The sequence below is a fragment of the Acidimicrobiales bacterium genome (assembly GCA_025455885.1).
Classification (GTDB): Bacteria; Actinomycetota; Acidimicrobiia; order Acidimicrobiales; family Acidimicrobilacustridaceae; genus Rhabdothermincola_A.
In genome coordinates, this window is record JALOLR010000004.1 from 50,579 (window position 1) to 68,229 (window position 17,651).

A 17,651-nucleotide genomic window follows, 5' to 3' on the forward strand; every position below is an offset into this window, starting at 1 on the left:
GCGCTGCGTGCCCGCGCTGGAACTCACCGACGTCCGCAAGACCTACCGTTCCGGCGACGCCGAGATCGTGGCGCTCGACCACGCCACGCTGTCGGTCGGAGACGACGAGATCGTGGCGCTCGTGGGCCCGTCGGGATCGGGCAAGACCACCCTCCTGTCGATCTCCGGCGGGCTGCTCACCCCGACCGAGGGCCACGTGGTGGTGGGCGGCAACGACATCTCCACCTACTCGGCGAAGCAGCTCACCGCGTTCCGCCGTGACGCCGTCGGCTTCGTGTTCCAGGCGGTCAACCTCGTGCCGTTCCTCACCGCCCGCGAGAACCTCATGGTCGTGAACGACTTCGGCAACTCCCGCAACCACAAGGTGGCCAGACAGCGCGCCGAGCGCCTGCTCGACGAGCTGGGCCTCAGCCAGCGGATGGACAACGTCCCCGGCCAGCTCTCCGGCGGCGAGCGCCAGCGCGTGGCCATCGGCCGGGCCCTCATGAACGAGCCCGAGCTGGTCCTCATCGACGAGCCCACCTCGGCGCTCGACACCAAGCTCGGTGAGCAGGTCATGGAGCTGATCGTCTCGGAGGCCAAGAGCCGCAGCACCGCTGCGGTGATCGTCACCCACGACCAGCGCATGACCCACTACGCCGATCGCAGCGTGGCGATCACCGACGGGCGCCTCGCCGCCTGACCACCGACGTCCGGCGGGTTCCCGATCGGCGCCCCCCCGGCGCTATCCTCTGCGCACGACATCAGGAGAGGCCCGCTGGTCGGGTCCGGCAACCTGGGACGGACACCCAAGGTGCCAACCGACGTCGTGGGCCGGTCCGCCGGTCCCACGGGTCGGGATGTGGCTCGGTTCGCCGAGCAACGAAGTGTCCGGGGAGTGCCATGAACGAACCGAGCCGTCGGGTGCCGTTGAGCGCCGACCCGCTGCCCGTGACGGGTGCGTGGCGACCGGGCGATCCGGTCGGCGACCGCCGTTTCGTGACCCTCGCCGACGACCGGGCGTTCGTCCTCGAGGGCGGTGGGCGCCTGCGCGGCCCGACGGTGGCCTACGAGACCTGGGGCGAACCGTCCCCGGACGGCGACAACGCCGTCCTGGTCTGCCACGCCCTCACCGGCGACAGCCACGCCGCTGGCCGCAGCGGACCCGGTCACCCGACCGACGGCTGGTGGGGCCCGCTCATCGGCCCGGGCCGGGCGCTCGACACCGACCGCTACTTCGTGGTCTGCGTGAACGTCCTCGGCGGTTGCCAGGGCTCCACCGGGCCGTCGTCGATCGACCCCGCCACGGGCCGACCGTACGGCTCGGCCTTCCCGGTGGTGTCGATACGCGACATGGTCCGCACCCAGGCCGCAGTCGCCGACGCGCTCGGCATCGAGCGGTGGCTGTGCGTCGTCGGCGGGTCCATGGGAGGGATGCAGGCCCTCGAATGGGGTGTCATGTTCCCCCGTCGGGTGCGGGCGGTGGCGGCCATCGCCACGACCGCCGCCGCCAGCGCACAGCAGATCGCGCTGTCGAGCATCCAGCGCAGCACGATCGCGCTCGACCCCCGGTGGCGTAACGGTGACTACTACGACGCCGAGCCCGGCGACGGTCCCCACCAGGGCCTGGCCCTCGCCCGCGAGCTGGCCCAGCTCAGCTATCGGACCGAAGGGGTGTACGCGGCGCGCTTCGGTCGCAAGCAGCTCGATCCGCTCGAGGACCGGTTCACCCCGTGGCAGCGCTTCGACGTCGAGGGCTACCTCGACTACCACGGCGCCAAGCTCGTCCGCCGCTTCGACGCCAACTCCTATCTGGTCATCAACCGGGCCATGGACCTGCACGACATCGGCCGGGGACGCGGGGGGCTCGAGGGCGCCATGAGCCGCTTCCGGGGCGCGCTCCTGACCGTGGCGATCAGCTCCGACGCGCTCTACCCGCCCTACCAGCAGGAGATGCTGCGGGACCTCGCCCGCTCCCTCGGCCGGCGCGTCGACCACGTCGTGGTCGACAGCCCCGACGGCCACGATGCCTTCCTGCTCGAGACCCAGCAGGTCGGCGACGCACTCGCCCCGTTCCTCGCCGACCTCGAGAAGAGCTGACATGACCGAGCCCGAACTGCACCGAGAGACCCGGGCCATCCGGGCGGGGCGGGGCGACAACGACACCGCCCTGGCCCCGATCCTGTGGGCCACCAGCACCTTCGTCACCCCCACCGTCGAGGAGGGGCGACGCATGGCGACCGCCGTCGGGTCGGCCCGCTTCTACAGCCGGTACGGCAACCCGACCGTGGCCGGGTTCGAGGACGCCATCGCCCAGCTCGAGGGGGCCGAGACGGCCAGGGCGTTCGCGTCGGGGATGGGGGCGATCAGCGCGGTGATCCTCGGGCTGTGCTCGTCGGGCGACCACATCGTCGCCCAGCGCCAGCTCTACGCGGGCACCCAGCTGCTCCTCCAGACCGTGTGCCCGCGCTTCGGGATCGACGTCACCTTCGTCGACGCCACCGAGCCGGGTGCGTTCGCGGCCGCGGTCCGGCCGGGAGTGACCACGCTGGTCGTCGCCGAGACGCCGGCGAACCCACGACTCGACCTGGTCGACCTCGACGATCTCGGTGCGCTGGCCGGCCCGATCACGGTGGTCGACTCCACCTTCGCGACACCCCTCGGCCAGCAGCCGCTGAGCCACGGCGTCGACCTCGTCGTCCACTCGGCCACCAAGGCCATCGCCGGACACAACGACGCCACCCTCGGGGTGGTGGCCGGCAGCGCCGAGCTCGTCGACTGGCTCTACTCCTTCGCCGTGCTCCAGGGCGCCAACGCGTCGCCGTTCGACGCCATGAACGGTCTGCGGGGACTGCGGACGCTGGGGGTGCGCCTGCGCCAGCAGAGCGCCGGCGCGGCCGAGCTGTCGGCGTTCCTCGAGGGCCATCCCGCGGTGGCCGAGGTGCGCTGGCCGGGGTCGCCGTCCCACCCCCAACACGAGCTCGCCCGGCGTCAGCTCGACCACTTCGGGGGTCTCGTCACCTTCGACCTCCACGGGGGGATGGCGGCCGGTACGGCGTTCGTGGAGTCGCTCGAGATCGCCCAGCTGGCCACGTCCCTCGGCGGCCCGGAGACCCTCGTCACCCATCCCGCGTCCACGACCCATGTCAACCTGACGCCCGAGGAGCTGGCCGCCAACGGCATCGGGCCCGGCACGGTGCGACTCTCGGTGGGGCTGGAGCACCCGGACGACCTGGTCGTCGACTTCGCCCGGGCCCTCGCCGTCGCCGAGCGTGCCGCCGAGGCCTGAGCGGCCGACGTCGTGCCGGAGATGCTGGAGGTGGAGGCCTACCGCCGCCTCGCGGCAGGCGTCGTCGGCCTGCCCATCGTGGGCGTCGAGGCGCCCGACGCCTGGTTCCTGAAGGGCGGGTTGACCGACGCCGAGGTGGGGGAGGCGCTGGTCGGGCGGCGGTTCCGGGCCGATCGGCGGATCGGCAAGCTCCTGTTGCTCGACGTCGACGGCGGTCCCACGCTCGGGCTGCGCTTCGGGATGACCGGTGTGCTCGACGTGGACGGCGTCGACGGCGTCGAGCGCCTTGAGTACGGCGGTTCCCGTCGGGATCCGGCCTGGGACCGGTTCGTGGTGCACTTCGCCGGCGAACGGTCGATGCGCCTCCGTGACCCCCGGCGGCTCGGTGGGGTCGAGCTCGACCCCGACGAGGCCCGCCTCGGGATCGACGCCTCCAACCTGACGCCGGCCCGTCTGCGCCGTCGCCTCGGCGATCGTCACCTCCCGCTCAAGGCCCGCCTCATGGACCAGCGGGCCGTGGCCGGCCTCGGCAACCTCCTGACCGACGAGATCCTGTGGCGGGCGGGCCTCGATCCGATGCGCCCCGCCGGCTCCCTCTCCGACGCCGAGATCCGACGGCTCTCGAACAGCGTCCGTCGGGTCCTCGACGAGCTCGGGGCACGGGGTGGCTCGCACACCGGTGACCTCCAGGAGGAACGACGTCGGGGAGGGCGGTGCCCCCGGGACGGGGCCGAGCTCGAGCGACGCACCATCGGTGGTCGCACGACGTACTCGTGTCCGGAGCACCAGCGGTGACGGGCGTTAGGATCCGCCGGTCGCCGAGGGGCGACCGACCCGACCGGAAGGGACACGTGCAGGAGCCCAGCTCACGGACCGGGAGCGTCTCGGGTCCCCTCGCCCGCCCGTCGCGTCGACTGCGGGCGGTGGTGGCGTCCGCGGTGGCGCTGGTCGTGCTCGGCGTCGGTGGCGTGGCGACCGCCGGGCCGCCTCCCACCGATCCGCCCACGACCGAGACCACCACGACGGCCCCGCCGCCCACGACCCCGCCGCCGACGGCCCCGCCGCCCACCACCCCGCCGCCCACGGCTGCGCCCACCTCCCGCCCCCGTCCGACCACCACGAGCCCCCCTCGACCGACGACGACGCGTCCGCCGGCGTCGACCACGACCGAGGCCCCGGCCACGACCACCACCCGGCCGAGCACCACCACGACCACCGCCGCGCCGGCGGTGGTGATCCCCGGCGACGGCACCACGGTCCCCGACGGCGACGACGGTGCCGGCGGCCCGTCGAGCGGCCGCCAGCTGGCCCTCGTGGTCGGCGGTCTGCTCGGTGTGGCGGGAGCCATCTCGGTGCTCACCGTCCTCTACTGGCGCCGGACCCGACCGGCTCCCTACAACACCGCCCTCGACGCCGTCGGCGACCTCGGTGGCCCTCCTCCGGTGACTGCGTCCACGCCCGCGGTGGTCGGTGAACCGACCGTGGTCGGAGCGGGGGACCCCGCAGCACCGCCGCGCAGCGCCGCCGACGCCGCGGTCCTGAGCGCAGCGTTGGCCGCCGCCGAGCGGGCCCGGTCGACCGATGCAACAGCCGACACCGGCGCGGCCGACACCGGCGCGGCCGACACCGGCACGGCCGACGCCGCCGTCCCGGCGTCCGGGGCGGGCGGGCCGGGCTTCCGGATCGTGGGGCCGGTCTCGGCGAGCGGGGTCGGTCCGTCGCCCGAGGTCCGGGGCGACGCAGGATCCCCGGCGGTCTCCGCCGAGGGGCCACCGATCGTCACCGCCGAGGACCTCGCAGTCGAGGGTGCCGCCCCGACCGTCCGGGATCCCCTCACCGAGCTCCTCGCAGCCTTCGACCCCGACGCTCCCGCGGCGGGGGAGTCCCCGGGTGCGGATCTTGGCGGCGCGCCCCCCGATCCCCCCGACGCCGTCGGGCGCTGATCACCGGCGGGGCCGGGCCTGTCGCCCCTCGGGGGTGGCGGTACGCTGGGCCCATGGCCAGCGCCTTCGACCCCGACGAGATGGTCCGCCGGTTCCGCGATCGTGCCGTGGCGGTGAAGAACCGGCCTCTCCCTCCGGTCGCGGGGGAGGAGCGGGCGAAGTTCATCGAGCAGGCCCAACGCGACTACCAGGACTTCGCGATCGTCGGTGACGCCGAAGCCCACCTCGAGGACGGTGTGCTCACGCTCCGGGTCGACCTCCGGCCGCCCGGGGCGCGTGAGACCGATGCCGTCGGCGATTCCTGATCCCGAGCGCTTCGCAGCGGCGATCGCGGCGATCGACGAGGCGAACGCGGAGGACCCGAACGTCCTGGTCGTCGACGGGACGCCGCGGCCGAAGGAGCTCGTCCACGCCGAGGCCATGACGGAGTGGGTGCGGCGGCTCGATCCCGACGCCGACGAGGTGCAGCTCCTCGCCGCCCGCGCCCATCACTTCCGACGCTGGACCTATCCCCGTTCGTCCCAGCCCGATGGCCGTCAGGGCTATCTCCGGTGGCGCCTCGAGGCGAAGCGACGCCAGGCCGAGGCCGTGGGGCAGCTGCTCGGCGGGCTGGGCTACGACGAGGCGACGATCGACGGCGTGCGGGCGCTGGTGACCAAGGAGGGCCTCGGGCGCGGCGACCTCCCGGACGTCGGCGGTCGGGCGCCGGCGGTGCAGACCCACGAGGACGCCCTCTGCCTCGTCTTCCTCACCACCCAGTTCCATCCCGTGGCCGAGCAGCTCGGCGACGTCAAGATGATCGGGGTCCTCGAGCGCACGCTCGCCAAGATGGGGGCCCGGGGTCGGGCCGAGGCCCTCGGCCTGCCGCTCGACGACCACGCCGCCGCGCTCGTCCTGGTCGCCGTCGAGCGTCTCCTCCCCCTCGGGGCGGGGGCGGACGCCGACGAACCGGTCGATGCCGAGGAGTCGGCGCCCCCGACCCCCGAACCCGAGCGACCGCCGATCGCGGTCGCCGGGGGTGGCGAGGCCGACACCAGCGCAGCGATCGAGGACGACGGTCTCGACGCGCTCCTGGCGCTGCCGATCGAGCAGCTCGAGGAGCCCGACCCCGAGGAGCGGACCGGGCCCGGCCCGGTGGGTGGGCCGGCAACGGTCGGCGGGCCCGCCTCGCCGCCGTCGTTGTCCCTCGTGCCGCCCGAGCCGGCGCCGGGGGTCGAGCCGGTTGTGGAGGTCGAGCCGGCGCTGGAGGTGGAGCCGGAGCCCGACACCGGCGTGCCCCGCGCGTCGACGGTGCGCCGGGCGATGATGTGGGGGGAGCGTCCCCACCCGCCGCCGGTGAACGCCCCGCCGCCCCCGCTGCCGCTCGACGCGCCCCGCCGACCGGTGGCCTCGAACGTCTCGACGATGGCGGCGGCACCGGTCGCGTTGCCGCGCCTCGACGAGGACCCCGCCGACACCGCCGACACCGTCGTCGGTGACCCCGCGCCGGCGCCGCCGACCAAGGGTCGTCGCTGGTTCGGACGCGGCACCGCGCCCGAGCCGGCCGAGCCGGCCCCTCCGCCGCCGTTCCTCGAGCCCCCTCCGCCGCCCGCCCCCGTCTTCGAGGAGCGCCCGGCGACGGCGGACGACGTCGACTACGTGGTCCCGCCCGAGGAGGACCTCGGCGCGCTGGTCGTCGATCCCTACGGGGTGGAGGTCGCCGCGGCGCGGATGTCGGCCGGTGCCCGTCGGGCCGGGGCGGTGCCGCTCGGCATCCTCTCGACCATGCTGAGCGAGGGCGAGGTCGTCGAGTCGGTGGTCGCGGGGGAGTACCAGCACCATCCGGCGGTGGTCATGTTGACGACGAGGCGGGTCCTGATCGCCAACGAGCGTCGGTGGGCGCCCGACGTGCGCAGCGTCCCGATCGGGCCGGACGTCGTGGTGCAGGGCTGGCAGGACGACCGGCGGGCCACGCTGCTCTTCGGGTCCGACGGCCGGGGCCTCGTCGTCTCGGGGATCGTCGATCGCCCGTTGGCCCGCGACCTCGCCCGCCGGTTGCGGGAGCTGGTGGCGTCGGCGGGTGGCCCTCCGCCCTGAGCCGTCTGGCCGGTCCGGCGGACCGCTTGCTATGGTGCGAGGCCCACGCGGACGTAGCTCAGCTGGTAGAGCATCACCTTGCCAAGGTGAGGGTCGCGAGTTCGAATCTCGTCGTCCGCTCCATGAAATCCCTGGTCAGGCGCCTCTCCGGAGGCGCCTGATTCGCGACCTGGGCCCGGCCTCCGGGCGGCGCCGAACTGAGTCCCGTGCCCGAGGCTCAGTTCGCGGCGCCAGTCGACGCCGGGGCCGAGGTGCCCGGGGACGATCGACCGCCGCAGAGTGCCCGCCCCGCCGCCAGCACCGCCACCGCCGCGCACACCGCGAGCACCGGGTGGAGGGCCAGCGCGAACCGCTGGCTGCCGTAGGAGGCGATGGCGGTCACCACGACGGCCGCCACGAGGGCGAGGAGCGGCGTCAACTCGGCGCGACGGCGGACGAGCAGCACGGTGCCGGGGACGGCGAGCGCGAGCACCACGATGTGGTAGCCCCAGCCGACGAGCTGCCAATGCTCGTCGCGGGTCTCGACCGACTCCAGGCGGGCCTGCTCGACGGGCGACCAGAGACCCCAGAGCCGCAGGACCCGTGCGGCAGCCACCGCCGGAAGTCGCGACGGCTCGCGGCGGGCGTAGTCGAGACCGATCCCCCGGGCCTCGGCCGCCCACTCGAGCTCGGGCACGGCCAGGTCCCTCGGGCGCGGGCACTCGGCGTCCCATGCCCCCAGCAGCGAGCCGCCGTACGTCGAGGCGCAGTTCGCGCCCTCGAGCATCGAGCCCGAGTTGCTCGACACGGCGACGAAGCCCCCCATCCGGGAGCTGCTGTAGGCCGTCCAGGGAGCGAGCACCACCAGCATCGACGCCACCAACGCGCCACCCAGAGCGAGGCGTCGACCGACGGATCGGCCCGGGATGCGCCACGCGAGGGCGACGGCGAGGAACGGGACCAGGAAGAGCGCGTCGGCCCGCGTCAACGCCGCCGCGCCGAGGAGCACGCCGACGGCCGCGAACCGCACCGGTGTGGATCGCTCCAACGCCCGATAGGAGGCGAGCATCACCCCGGTGACCAGCGCGACGTAGAGGGACTCCGACATGACCGAGCCGTCCGCCGCGATCAGCATCGGGCCGAGGGCCACGATCAGCGCCGCCACCAGCCCGACGGCGCGCCCGGCGACACGCCGACCGAGGAGCCCGGTGAGCAGCACGGTCGTCGCTCCCAACAGGGCGCCGACGAGCTGGTAGTCGGTTCGGTCGTCGAGTCCGAGCAGCCTCGCCGCGGCCAGCAGCGCGGGCCACAGCGGTGGGAACTGGGCCGTCGGCACCCCCTCGAACCTCTCGTAGAAGGCGACGGGGTCGATGTAGCCCAACCCCGTCGAGATCGTTCCGGCCTGCAGCTGGTACCAGACCGCGTCGAACCCGTCGACGAGATCCACCCCGATGACGAGGTCGTAGGCGACGCGTGCGCCGAGGCCGACCACGACGACGAGGGCCAGGCACCGCCCGAACCCCAGCTCCCGTACCGCCGCGGAGACCCGTGCACCGGTCGACCGCATGTGGCCCATGCCCCATTCTGGTGTGCGGGGTCGATCGCACCGTGCCGGCGGTGCCGACCTCACGTCGCCGAGGTCAGGTCGCGAGGTCGACTCCGTCGTCCGCTCCACCGCGCGCCGCGCCGGGACTGCTCCGGCGACGTTGGTCCGTGCCTCGGAACGGCCCCGTCGCGATCAGCCCGAGGGCGAGAGGTCGATGTTCGTCGCCGGGACCAGTTGCACCCGAATGGTCTCGCCGGCGAGGCCGGCGCCGTCGAGCTCCCGGCGCAGGTCCTCGGCCCTCGGTTCCGGTGGGGCCCCGGCGACGCGCACCTCGACACCGTCGTGACGGCTGATGACCTGCTCGACCTCCCAGTCCGCCGCCGCCGCCCACCGTGTCGCGACCCTCGTGACGGTGGCCTCCGTCGTCCGGACGTCCGCGACGCGGACCGACGTGTAGGTGAGGGGCACGGCGATGACCAGGAGTGCGAGGGCGATCAGGGCAGTGGCCCGGCCGCGGTGCAGCCGCTTCTTCGCGCCGGTCGCCGTGACGGTCTCGCGCTGGCTCACCCGGTAGACGCCCATCACCACCAGCCCGGAGGCGAGGATGGCGCTCACGTTCGTGACGAACAACAGCAGCGCCCCGAACGCCTGATCGGGTGCGTTCGACTCGAGCGTGAGGCCGACGACGGCGAGGGGGGGGACCAGCGAGATGGCGATGGCCACACCGGGGAGGGTGTCGGAGATGTCTTCGCGCGCCAGGGCCACCGAACCCACTGCACCGGTGGCGAGCGCGGCCAGCAGATCGATGAGCCTCGGCGTGACCCGAGCGCTGACCTGGCTGTTCGTGGCAGCCAGGATCGGCTCCTGGATGATCATCCCCACGATGTAGGCGATGGCGACCACGGCTGCGGCTCCGGCGGCCACCAGGCCGAGGGATCGAAGGAGGTTGTCGCGGTCGGCGAGGACCACGGCGAGGAGGATCCCGAGGATGGGGGTCATGAGCGGCGCGACGATCATCGCCCCGATGACGGTGGCCGTGGAGTCGCCGACCACCCCGGCGGCGGCGATCACCGCCGAGAGGGTCAGGAGCAGCCAGAAGCGGCTCAGCTTCCGGCCCGTCGCCTCGCCCTCGAAGAACAGCTGCTCGCGCATGCGGACGATGTCCTTGTCCGAGACGAGTGGCATGGCATTCCTTGGCGTAGGGCGGCGACGGGGTGGGGAAACAGTAGGCAACCCCCTGTTCCGCGCCGCGCATGGGCTCGCCGTGACCGGGTCGCGCCGTGACCGGGTCGCGCCGCGTCAGAAGAGGGCGGCGACGTCGGCCTTCGTGACCTTCCCCATGGCATTGCGGGGAAGGTCGTCGAGGACGAGCCAGCGGGTGGGGACCTTGGCGGCGGCAAGACGCTCCTTGCCCCATCTCCGCAGCTCCTCGGGATCCGGTGCGGCCCCCCGTGCGGCCCCCCGTGCGGCCCCCGGCGCGGGCACGATCGCGATGGCGACGCGCTGGCCCCACTCGTCGTCGTCGAGGCCGACCACGGCACAGTCGGCGACGGCGGGGTGGGTGCGGTACACCTCCTCGATCTCGAGGGCCGAGACCTTCTCGCCGCCGGTCTTCAGGATGTCGACCGAGGCTCGGCCGAGGAGCCGGTACCCCTCGGGCGTGAGCACCGCGACGTCACCGGTGCGGAACCACCCGTCGGTGAAGGCCTCCGTGGTGGCCTCCGGGCGGTTCCAGTAGCCGGCGAAGAGCTGGGGACCGCGGAGCAGCAGCTCCCCGGGGGATCCGTCGTCGACGTCGAGGCCGTCCTCTCCCACCACCCGCACCTCGACCCCGGGGAAGGGCACGCCCACGTGCCCCGCCACCCGCCGGTCGAGGGTGTTGCCGAGCGCCATGCCGACCTCGGTCATGCCGTAACGCTCGAGCAGCACGTGGCCGGCGATCTCCCGCCAGCGCTCCAGGAGCGAGACGGGCAGCGCCGCCGAACCCGAGACCATCAACCGCAGACCTGCGGCGCCGGCCGACCAACGGGCCCGTACCCCAGGAGCGGCCACGTCCCAGGCCGCGACGAGGCGGCGGTAGATCGTCGGGACGGCCATGAACACGCTCACCTCGCCCGACGCCAGCCGGTCCCAGGTGTCGACGGCGTCGAACGCCCCCGGGGCCTCGCAGGTGGCCCCCACCCAGAGGGGGCAGAGCGTGACGTTCACCAGGCCGTGCACGTGGTGCAGCGGGAGGACCAGCACGATCCGGTCGTCGGGCTCCCACCCCCACGCCTCGACCATGCCCTCGATCTGGGCGGCGATCGATCCGTGGGTGTGCACGGCCCCCTTCGGTCGGCCCGTCGTGCCGCTGGTGTGGACCATCAGCGCGGGGTGCTCCGGGCGGGGGGCGGCGAGCGTGCCGGCGGCAGCGGCGTCGGCGGCGTGCTCGGTCACCGTGACCAGGCGCCGCCCCTCCCCGGCCAACCCGCGGGCCCGGTCGGTGAGCTCGGCCGAGCACACGACGATCGAGGCGTCGGCGTCGTCGAGGATCCATCCCAGCTCGGTGTCGGGGTGCGCCGGATGGAGGGGCACCACCATGCCCCCGGCCCACCAGCCGGCGAGCAGGGCGGTGACGAAGTCCCGTCCGGGGCGGCACAGCAACGCGACCCGCCGCCCGTCGAGGTCCGGGCCGGCGTCGCGCAGCGTGACGGCCAGCGCCCGCGCGCCCCGGTCGAGGTCCGCGTAGGTCACGGGGCCGTCGGGGTCGACGATGGCGACGCGCCGTCCGTGGCTCCCGACGCGCTCGGGTAGCGAGAGGTGCGGGGTCACTCCCCGTTTCTACCGGCCCTCCGGCCTCCGTGTGGCCGGGGAGCGACGGCTCCGCGAACCACGGGCGAACGCACGGCGATCCGTCGGCGAAATCTCGCCTCCCGGTGTCTCGGCCCCCGCACGAGCTGGGTACCTTCGCCACACGTGGGCCTCGTGGTTCCCTCTGCACCGCCAGAGGGCACTGCTCTCCCCTCCGGTCGGCCGATCGCTGTGACGGCGGTCATGCCGGGAGGTCGGGCCAGGGTGTTGTGGGCCACTCGTGTGCTGTCCGCCGCGGTGGTGGCGGCGATGCTCGCCGCGGCGTTCCGGCTGCGGGGCACGCTGGCCGATGCCGTCACCGCACTCGCGTCGTTGCCGCCGCACACGGTCGTGGCGATCCTCGCGTGCTGGGCAGTCGTCGTGGTCGCCCGAGGCCTGCTCTACCGGTGGTCGCTCGCCGGCTCCACGCTGACCAGAGGGGTGGTGCTCGACCAGGTCGGGTCGGCCGTCGGCAACTCGGTGCCCGGTGGGGGGGTGTTGAGCGGGATGCTCCGCTACCGCATCGGCCGGTCGTTCCGGCACGGGCCCGACGAGATGGCCGTGTGCCTGCTCGCCGTCGGTGAGGCCATGTCGGTGGCCCGCTGGCTGCTCGTCGTCGCGGTGCTCGGCGCGAGCGTCGCCGTCGGGGCGGGCAGCGGGTTCGACGTCGCCGTGCTCGGCTCGGCGGCGCTCGCCGTGGGCGCCAGCGCCGCCGTGTGGCTCGTGCTCTCCCGTGACACCCGGCTGAGTCGTCGCGCCGTGCGCATGGCCCAGGGCGTCGTCGATCGGGGTGGACGGCGCATCCCCGCCCTGCGGACCGTGGAGGTGGCCCCCTTCGCAGCCGGGCTGCGCACCGGCGCGGCGTGGATCGTCTCGGCCCGCATGGTGCGCCTCCTCGGGGCCGCCGCGGTGGTGACCACCGGGGGTGCGGCGATCGTCGTCCTCGGGGTGCAGGCCGTGGGCGGGCCCGACGCCCCGTCGACGTTCGACATCGTGCGCGTCTACCTGCTGGCCCGCCTGGCCGCCGGGTTCTCGCCGACGCCGGGTGGGGTGGGGGTCGTCGAGGGGGCCCTCGGCGCGGGCCTCGTGGCCGCCGGGGCCGATCCCGCCTCGGCGCTCGGCGGGATCCTCGTCTACCGCGGGCTGACCTACGCCCTCCCCATCGCCACGGGGTCGGCCGCCTACCTGGGCTGGCGCCGGTGGCACCGCCGGTACCGGTTCGACCGCAGCCGTCACCCCGCCGGCCGGGCCCTGGTGCCGGCCGTGGCCACCCCCGGCGCGACGCTCACCCTCCTCCCGGCGGTGCCGGTGGGCCAGACTGGCCACCATGGAACCGCAGTTGGCGGTGGGTGAGGCCGTCGAGGACTGGACCGGCGACGCCCGGTACTTCGAGTACTCCCGGGCCGCCAACCCGGTCGGATCCGGCCACATCCCGGCGGTCCCCCTGGCCCGGTTCCCGGCCGTCGCCCACTCGGACCTTCGCACCGGCGTGATCCCGTTCGACAACGCCGAGGCGTTGGGCATCGTCGACGGGCCCGCCACCTCCCCGGCGCTGCTGGCCTCCTTCGTGCGCGTCGCCGCGGGCGACGAGGTCGTGACCGATCCGGTGGCCACCTCCACGCTGCACCACGTGCTCGTCGGCGAGGGCACCTCGACGTCCGCCGCCGGCACGGTCCCGTGGGCGGCGGGCGACTTCGTCGTGTTCCCCGCCGTCGGTCCGGTGGACCACCGGGCCACCGCCGACGCGCTGATCTACCGGGTGACCGACGAGCCGCTGCTGCGCCATCTCGGGGCGGTGCCCTCGCAGCCCCGCTTCGCCACCACCCGGTTCCCCGCCGCCGACGTGCGCGCCGAGCTCGACCGGGTGGTCGCCGCCCCTCGCGCCGCGGACCGCAACCGCCTCGCCGTGCTGCTGAACACGGCACCCAACCATCTCACCCAGACCGTCACCCCGGTCCTCTGGGCGATGTACGGCCTCCTGCCGGCGGGGGCGGTGCAGCGCCCGCACCGCCACCAGTCCGTGGCGCTCGACCTCGTCGCGGAGTGCCGCCCGGGGTGCTACTCGCTGGTGGGTCGCACGATCGACGAGCACGGCGAGATCGTCGACCCCGTCCGGGTCGACTGGGAGCCGCACGGGGCGTTCGTCACCCCCCCGGGGTTGTGGCACGCCCACCACAACGAGTCCGGGTCGCCGGCGATCATCGTGCCGATCCAGGACGCGGGGCTGCACACCCATCTGCGGTCGCTCGACATCCGCTTCGCGCCGCCGGCGCGCTGAACGCCCTGGTTGCCGGATGGCGGTTCCCGACGTACGATATAGATACCCCCGGGGGTACCGGGGCGAAGCGAGGTGACCGGTGTACTTCCGTCAATACGAGCTCCCGTGCCTGTCGTTGTTCAGCTACATGATCGGTGACGAGCGCACCGGCCGGGCGGTCGTGGTCGACCCCCAGCGGGACGTCTCCGGCTACCTGGCCGACGCCGAGGCCCACGGCCTGACGATCGAGCTGATCCTCGAGACGCACTTCCACGCCGACTTCCTCTCGGGGCACCTCGAGCTGGCCGAGGCCACCGGGGCGGCCATCGCCTACGGGAGCGAGGCCCGCGCCGACTTCCCGATCCGACGCCTCTCCGATCGCGAGCGCATCGAGCTCGGCGACGTCGTGCTCGAGGCGCGCCACACCCCCGGCCACACCCCCGAGTCGATCTCGATCGTGGTGTACGAACGGGCCGGGGACGAGGACCCGTGGGCCGTGCTCACCGGCGACACGCTGTTCGTCGGCGACGTCGGCCGACCCGATCTGTTGACCTCGGTCGGCTGGACGGCCGACGACCTCGCCCGTCGCCTCTACCGGTCGTTGCACGACCAGCTGCTGACCCTCCCCGACGAGACTCGCGTCTTCCCCGCGCACGGCGCAGGGTCGGCGTGCGGGAAGTCGATGTCGGAGGCCGTCTCCTCGACGATCGGCGAGCAGCGCCTCACGAACTACGCCCTGCGCCCCATGACCGAGGACGAGTTCGTCGCCGCGGTCACCGAGGGCCAGTCCGTGGCGCCGCTCTACTTCGCGTTCACCGCCGACTCGAACCGCCGCCAGCGCGACCTCTTCGACGACCGCGAGGCCCCGCCTCGCCTCGACCTCGCGGACCTCGAGCGGTGCCGCCGGGAGGACGCGGTGCTCATCGACGGGCGCACGCCCGAGGCGTTCGCCTCCGGTCACGTCGCCGGGTCGGTCAACGTCGGTCTCGACGGGCGCTTCGCCGAGTACGCCGGCGACGTCGTGCGCCCCGGTCAGCCCATCGTGGTGCTCACCGACGACGGCCGGGACACCGAGGCCCGCGTGCGCCTGGCCCGCATCGGGTTCGACCGGGTGCGTGGGGCCGTCGTCGACGTCGAGCGGGTCCTCGCCGACCACCCGGAGTTCGCCGAGCGGGCCCACCGGGTGAGCGCCGTCGACCTCGACGCCTGGCGCGTCGACGACCCCGACCTGCAGATCGTCGACATACGTGGCCCCGGCGAGCTCGAGGTGGGTCTCGTGCCCGGAGCCGTCCACATCCCGTTGGCCCAGCTCCTCGACCGGCACGGCGAGCTCGACACCGCCGCCCCGGTGGTCGTCTACTGCGCCGGCGGCTACCGCTCCTCGATCGGCGCCTCGCTGCTGCGCTCGCTCGGGTTCGAGCGGGTCGCCGACCTCCAGGGCGGGTTCGACGCATGGGCCGCCGGTGGCTTCGGCATCGACCAGGGAGCGCTGGCCCGATGAGCGCCGCCGCCGAGCCGATCCCCAGCGTGACGGTGGCCGAGGCCAGCGGTCGTGATCCCTCGTCGGTGCTGCTCGACGTCCGCGAGGACGACGAGTGGGCCGCCGGTCACGCCCCCGACGCCGTGCACGTCCCCATGAGCCGCATCTCGCTCGAGGACGTGCCCGCCGGTCGTCCCGTCTACTGCATCTGTCGCAGTGGCAACCGTTCCGGCCGGGTGACCGAGGCCCTGGTCCACGCCGGCGTCGAGGCCTTCAACGTGACCGGGGGCATGATCGCCTGGAACGACGCCGGCCTCCCCGTGGTCCACTGAGGTGAACTGGCGGGCCATCGCCGTCTCCCCGCTCGGGTTCCTGATCGGGCTCTCCCTCGGCACCCTCGGCGGTGGTGGGTCCATCCTGGCCGTCCCCGCCCTGGTCTTCGCCGCCGGCCAGAACCCCCAGGAGGCCACCGCCACCAGCCTCGTGCTGGTCGGCGTGGCCAGCCTGGTGGGCATCGCCCCGCACTGGCGGGGAGGGCGGGTCCGGGTGGGCCTCGGTGTGGCCTTCGGGCTCGCCGGCGTGCCCGGATCCCTGCTCGGATCGGCGCTCAACAAGCGCATGGACCCCGACGCCCTGCTGCTCGGCTTCTCGGTGCTCATCCTCGTCGCCGCCTGGCGGATGGTGACGGGGTGTCCCACCTGCACGAAGGTCGGCGAGGAGGCCGCCCTGGCCATCGGCGCCGGTCCGTCGGGGAGCGGTGCCGCGCCGTCGGCGGGCACGGCGGTGGTGGTCGAGCGACGCGTCCAGGTGGAGCGGGCCTTCGCCATCGTCGCCGCCGGCACCGGTGTCGGATTCCTCACCGGGCTCTTCGGTGTGGGCGGCGGGTTCGTGATCGTGCCCGCCCTCACCCTCCTGTTGGGGCTCAGCATGCCGGTGGCCATCGGTACGTCGTTGCTCGTCATCGCCATCAACAGCGCCGTCGCCCTGGCCTCGCGCCTGGCGACCACCACGATCGACTGGGCGGTCACGATCCCGTTCACCATCAGCGCCGTCGCCGGCGTCCTCGTCGGCGGTCGCCTGGCCGGGCGCCTCGACCCGAAGAAGTCGCTGCGGTGGTTCGCGGCGTTGCTCGTCGCCGTGGCGGTCTACACGGCGGCCAAGGCCCTGGTCGGCCTCCTCGGCTGACACGGGCGGCGGAGGCCCCCCCGCCGCGGTCCGCCGGCCGGGGAGCGAGCGCGCTGTGCCAGCATCGACGGATGCACGCAGTCACGATCGTCGACGGGCGCCTCGAGTGGCGTGAGCACCCCGACCCCGTTCCCGGTGCCGGCGAGGTGCTGGTGCGGGTGCGAGGTGCCGGGCTCAACGGCGCCGACCGGCTCCAGGTGGCCGGGCTCTACCCACCCCCGCCGGGAACCCCGGCCGACGTCCCCGGCCTCGAGGCGGCCGGGGAGGTCCAGGCCGTCGGCCCCGGGGTCGGGTCCTTCCAGCCGGGCGACCGCGTCATGGCGGTTGTCGCCGGCGGTGGTCAGGCCGAGCTGGTGACGGTGCACGAACGTCACCTGCTCCGGGTGCCCGATGCCCTGGACTGGCCCGCTGCCGGTGGGTTCGCCGAGGTGTTCACCACCGCCCACGACGCCCTGTTCACGCAGTGCGGGCTGGGCATGGGCGAGCGGGTCTGCGTCCACGGCGCCGCAGGAGGAGTGGGCCTGGCCGGGGTGCAGCTCGCCGTCGCGGCGGGCGCGCAGGTGATCGCCACGGTGCGGAACCCGGAGCTGCGCGACGCGGTCGCAGCCTACGGAGCGACGGCGATCGCCCCCGAGGACGTCGTCGACCATGGGCCCTTCGACGTGGTGCTCGAGCTCGTGGGCGCCCCCAACCTCCCCGACGACCTCCGAGCCCTGAACACCGGTGGGCGGATCGCCGTCATCGGCATCGGCGCAGGCGCCCGGGCGGAGGTGAACCTCGCCGAGCTGATGCAGCGCCGGGGCCGGATCCACGGTTCCACCCTGCGGGCCCGCTCGCTCGAGGACAAGGCCGACGCCGCCCGGCGGGTCGAGGCCCACGTGCTGCCCCTCGTCGCCGCCGGGCGGTTGTCGGTGCCGGTGGCGGCCACGTTCCCGATGGCCGACGCCGAAGCCGCCTACGAGCGCTTCGCCGCGGGCGGCAAGTTGGGCAAGATCGTCCTGACCTGACGGTTTCGCCCCGGTCGCCGGCGCCCGGGATTCTCACCGGATCCTCACCTTCGCCCTCCCCGGCCCTTACCGGCCCGGCCA

The 17,651-nt window shown here is 74.1% G+C and carries 16 protein-coding genes, 1 tRNA gene and 1 riboswitch; of the genes, 14 read left to right on the forward strand and 3 right to left on the reverse strand.

The features are described from left to right. Positions 1-7 precede the first annotated feature (7 nt). The 8 genes from MUE36_04555 (at position 8) to MUE36_04590 (ending at position 7,410) form a co-directional block, all read left to right on the forward strand. Positions 8-682, forward strand: a complete 675-nt coding sequence (locus tag MUE36_04555; protein MCU0310200.1) for an ABC transporter ATP-binding protein — start codon at positions 8-10, stop codon at positions 680-682. Between the two features lie 53 nt (positions 683-735). Then, positions 736-876: riboswitch (SAM-I-IV-variant riboswitch) on the forward strand. Between the two features lie 6 nt (positions 877-882). Then, complete coding sequence (locus tag MUE36_04560; GenBank protein MCU0310201.1) at positions 883-2,079, forward strand: homoserine O-acetyltransferase; 1,197 nt, start codon at positions 883-885, stop codon at positions 2,077-2,079. Position 2,080: 1 nt separating this feature from the next. After that, complete coding sequence (locus MUE36_04565) at positions 2,081-3,268, forward strand: aminotransferase class I/II-fold pyridoxal phosphate-dependent enzyme (GenBank protein ID MCU0310202.1); 1,188 nt, start codon at positions 2,081-2,083, stop codon at positions 3,266-3,268. 21 nt (positions 3,269-3,289) lie between these two features. Then, the gene (locus MUE36_04570; protein ID MCU0310203.1) at positions 3,290-4,063 is read left to right on the forward strand and encodes a hypothetical protein; all 774 of its coding nucleotides are present in this window, start codon (positions 3,290-3,292) and stop codon (positions 4,061-4,063) included. Between the two features lie 128 nt (positions 4,064-4,191). Next, positions 4,192-5,211, forward strand: a complete 1,020-nt coding sequence (locus MUE36_04575) for a hypothetical protein (GenBank protein ID MCU0310204.1) — start codon at positions 4,192-4,194, stop codon at positions 5,209-5,211. Between the two features lie 53 nt (positions 5,212-5,264). Continuing rightward, on the forward strand, positions 5,265-5,516 hold the full coding sequence (locus MUE36_04580) for a hypothetical protein (GenBank protein MCU0310205.1): 252 nt from the start codon (positions 5,265-5,267) through the stop codon (positions 5,514-5,516). After that, the gene (locus tag MUE36_04585) at positions 5,497-7,287 is read left to right on the forward strand and encodes a DUF4202 domain-containing protein (GenBank protein MCU0310206.1); all 1,791 of its coding nucleotides are present in this window, start codon (positions 5,497-5,499) and stop codon (positions 7,285-7,287) included. Before MUE36_04580 ends, MUE36_04585 begins: the two co-directional genes overlap by 20 nt. 47 nt (positions 7,288-7,334) lie before the next feature. Further along, positions 7,335-7,410, forward strand: a tRNA-Gly gene (locus MUE36_04590). A gap of 94 nt (positions 7,411-7,504) precedes the next feature. Here the strand turns inward: MUE36_04590 and MUE36_04595 are convergent. The 3 genes from MUE36_04595 to MUE36_04605 form a co-directional block, all read right to left on the reverse strand. Next, positions 7,505-8,842, reverse strand: coding sequence for a glycosyltransferase family 39 protein (locus MUE36_04595; protein MCU0310207.1), 1,338 nt, complete (start codon positions 8,840-8,842; stop codon positions 7,505-7,507). A 162-nt stretch (positions 8,843-9,004) separates the two neighbouring features. After that, on the reverse strand, positions 9,005-9,997 hold the full coding sequence (locus tag MUE36_04600) for a TIGR00341 family protein (GenBank protein ID MCU0310208.1): 993 nt from the start codon (positions 9,995-9,997) through the stop codon (positions 9,005-9,007). Positions 9,998-10,111: 114 nt separating this feature from the next. After that, positions 10,112-11,623, reverse strand: a complete 1,512-nt coding sequence (locus MUE36_04605; protein ID MCU0310209.1) for an acyl-CoA synthetase — start codon at positions 11,621-11,623, stop codon at positions 10,112-10,114. 243 nt (positions 11,624-11,866) lie between these two features. Here MUE36_04605 and MUE36_04610 point away from each other — a divergent pair, with 243 nt between their 5' ends. The 6 genes from MUE36_04610 to MUE36_04635 all read left to right on the forward strand — a co-directional run bounded on the left by MUE36_04610 (position 11,867) and on the right by MUE36_04635 (position 17,570). Further along, positions 11,867-12,994, forward strand: a complete 1,128-nt coding sequence (locus MUE36_04610) for a lysylphosphatidylglycerol synthase domain-containing protein (protein MCU0310210.1) — start codon at positions 11,867-11,869, stop codon at positions 12,992-12,994. After that, a complete protein-coding gene (locus MUE36_04615; protein ID MCU0310211.1) occupies positions 12,969-13,919 on the forward strand; it encodes a hypothetical protein in 951 nt (316 codons plus the stop codon). The genes MUE36_04610 and MUE36_04615 overlap by 26 nt, the downstream gene beginning before the upstream one ends. A 79-nt stretch (positions 13,920-13,998) precedes the next feature. Then, entirely contained in the window at positions 13,999-15,399 is a 1,401-nt protein-coding gene (locus MUE36_04620) for a rhodanese-like domain-containing protein (GenBank protein ID MCU0310212.1), read from the forward strand. Continuing rightward, a complete protein-coding gene (locus MUE36_04625) occupies positions 15,396-15,710 on the forward strand; it encodes a rhodanese-like domain-containing protein (protein ID MCU0310213.1) in 315 nt (104 codons plus the stop codon). Before MUE36_04620 ends, MUE36_04625 begins: the two co-directional genes overlap by 4 nt. Position 15,711: 1 nt before the next feature. Beyond that, positions 15,712-16,563, forward strand: coding sequence for a sulfite exporter TauE/SafE family protein (locus MUE36_04630; GenBank protein MCU0310214.1), 852 nt, complete (start codon positions 15,712-15,714; stop codon positions 16,561-16,563). 71 nt (positions 16,564-16,634) lie between these two features. After that, positions 16,635-17,570, forward strand: a complete 936-nt coding sequence (locus tag MUE36_04635; protein ID MCU0310215.1) for a zinc-binding dehydrogenase — start codon at positions 16,635-16,637, stop codon at positions 17,568-17,570. Positions 17,571-17,651 lie beyond the last annotated feature (81 nt).

What these genes read in the sequence shown, in the direction of transcription:
- MUE36_04560 (MCU0310201.1), top strand. Translation starts at nt 883, where the DNA reads ATGAACGAACCGAGCCGTCGGGTGCCGTTGAGCGCCGACCCGCTGCCC.
- MUE36_04565 (MCU0310202.1), top strand. Translation starts at nt 2,081, where the DNA reads ATGACCGAGCCCGAACTGCACCGAGAGACCCGGGCCATCCGGGCGGGG.
- MUE36_04570 (MCU0310203.1), top strand. Translation starts at nt 3,290, where the DNA reads ATGCTGGAGGTGGAGGCCTACCGCCGCCTCGCGGCAGGCGTCGTCGGC.
- MUE36_04580 (MCU0310205.1), top strand. Translation starts at nt 5,265, where the DNA reads ATGGCCAGCGCCTTCGACCCCGACGAGATGGTCCGCCGGTTCCGCGAT.
- MUE36_04585 (MCU0310206.1), top strand. Translation starts at nt 5,497, where the DNA reads ATGCCGTCGGCGATTCCTGATCCCGAGCGCTTCGCAGCGGCGATCGCG.
- MUE36_04595 (MCU0310207.1), bottom strand. Translation starts at nt 8,842, where the DNA reads ATGGGCCACATGCGGTCGACCGGTGCACGGGTCTCCGCGGCGGTACGG.
- MUE36_04600 (MCU0310208.1), bottom strand. Translation starts at nt 9,997, where the DNA reads ATGCCACTCGTCTCGGACAAGGACATCGTCCGCATGCGCGAGCAGCTG.
- MUE36_04615 (MCU0310211.1), top strand. Translation starts at nt 12,969, where the DNA reads ATGGAACCGCAGTTGGCGGTGGGTGAGGCCGTCGAGGACTGGACCGGC.
- MUE36_04625 (MCU0310213.1), top strand. Translation starts at nt 15,396, where the DNA reads ATGAGCGCCGCCGCCGAGCCGATCCCCAGCGTGACGGTGGCCGAGGCC.
- MUE36_04635 (MCU0310215.1), top strand. Translation starts at nt 16,635, where the DNA reads ATGCACGCAGTCACGATCGTCGACGGGCGCCTCGAGTGGCGTGAGCAC.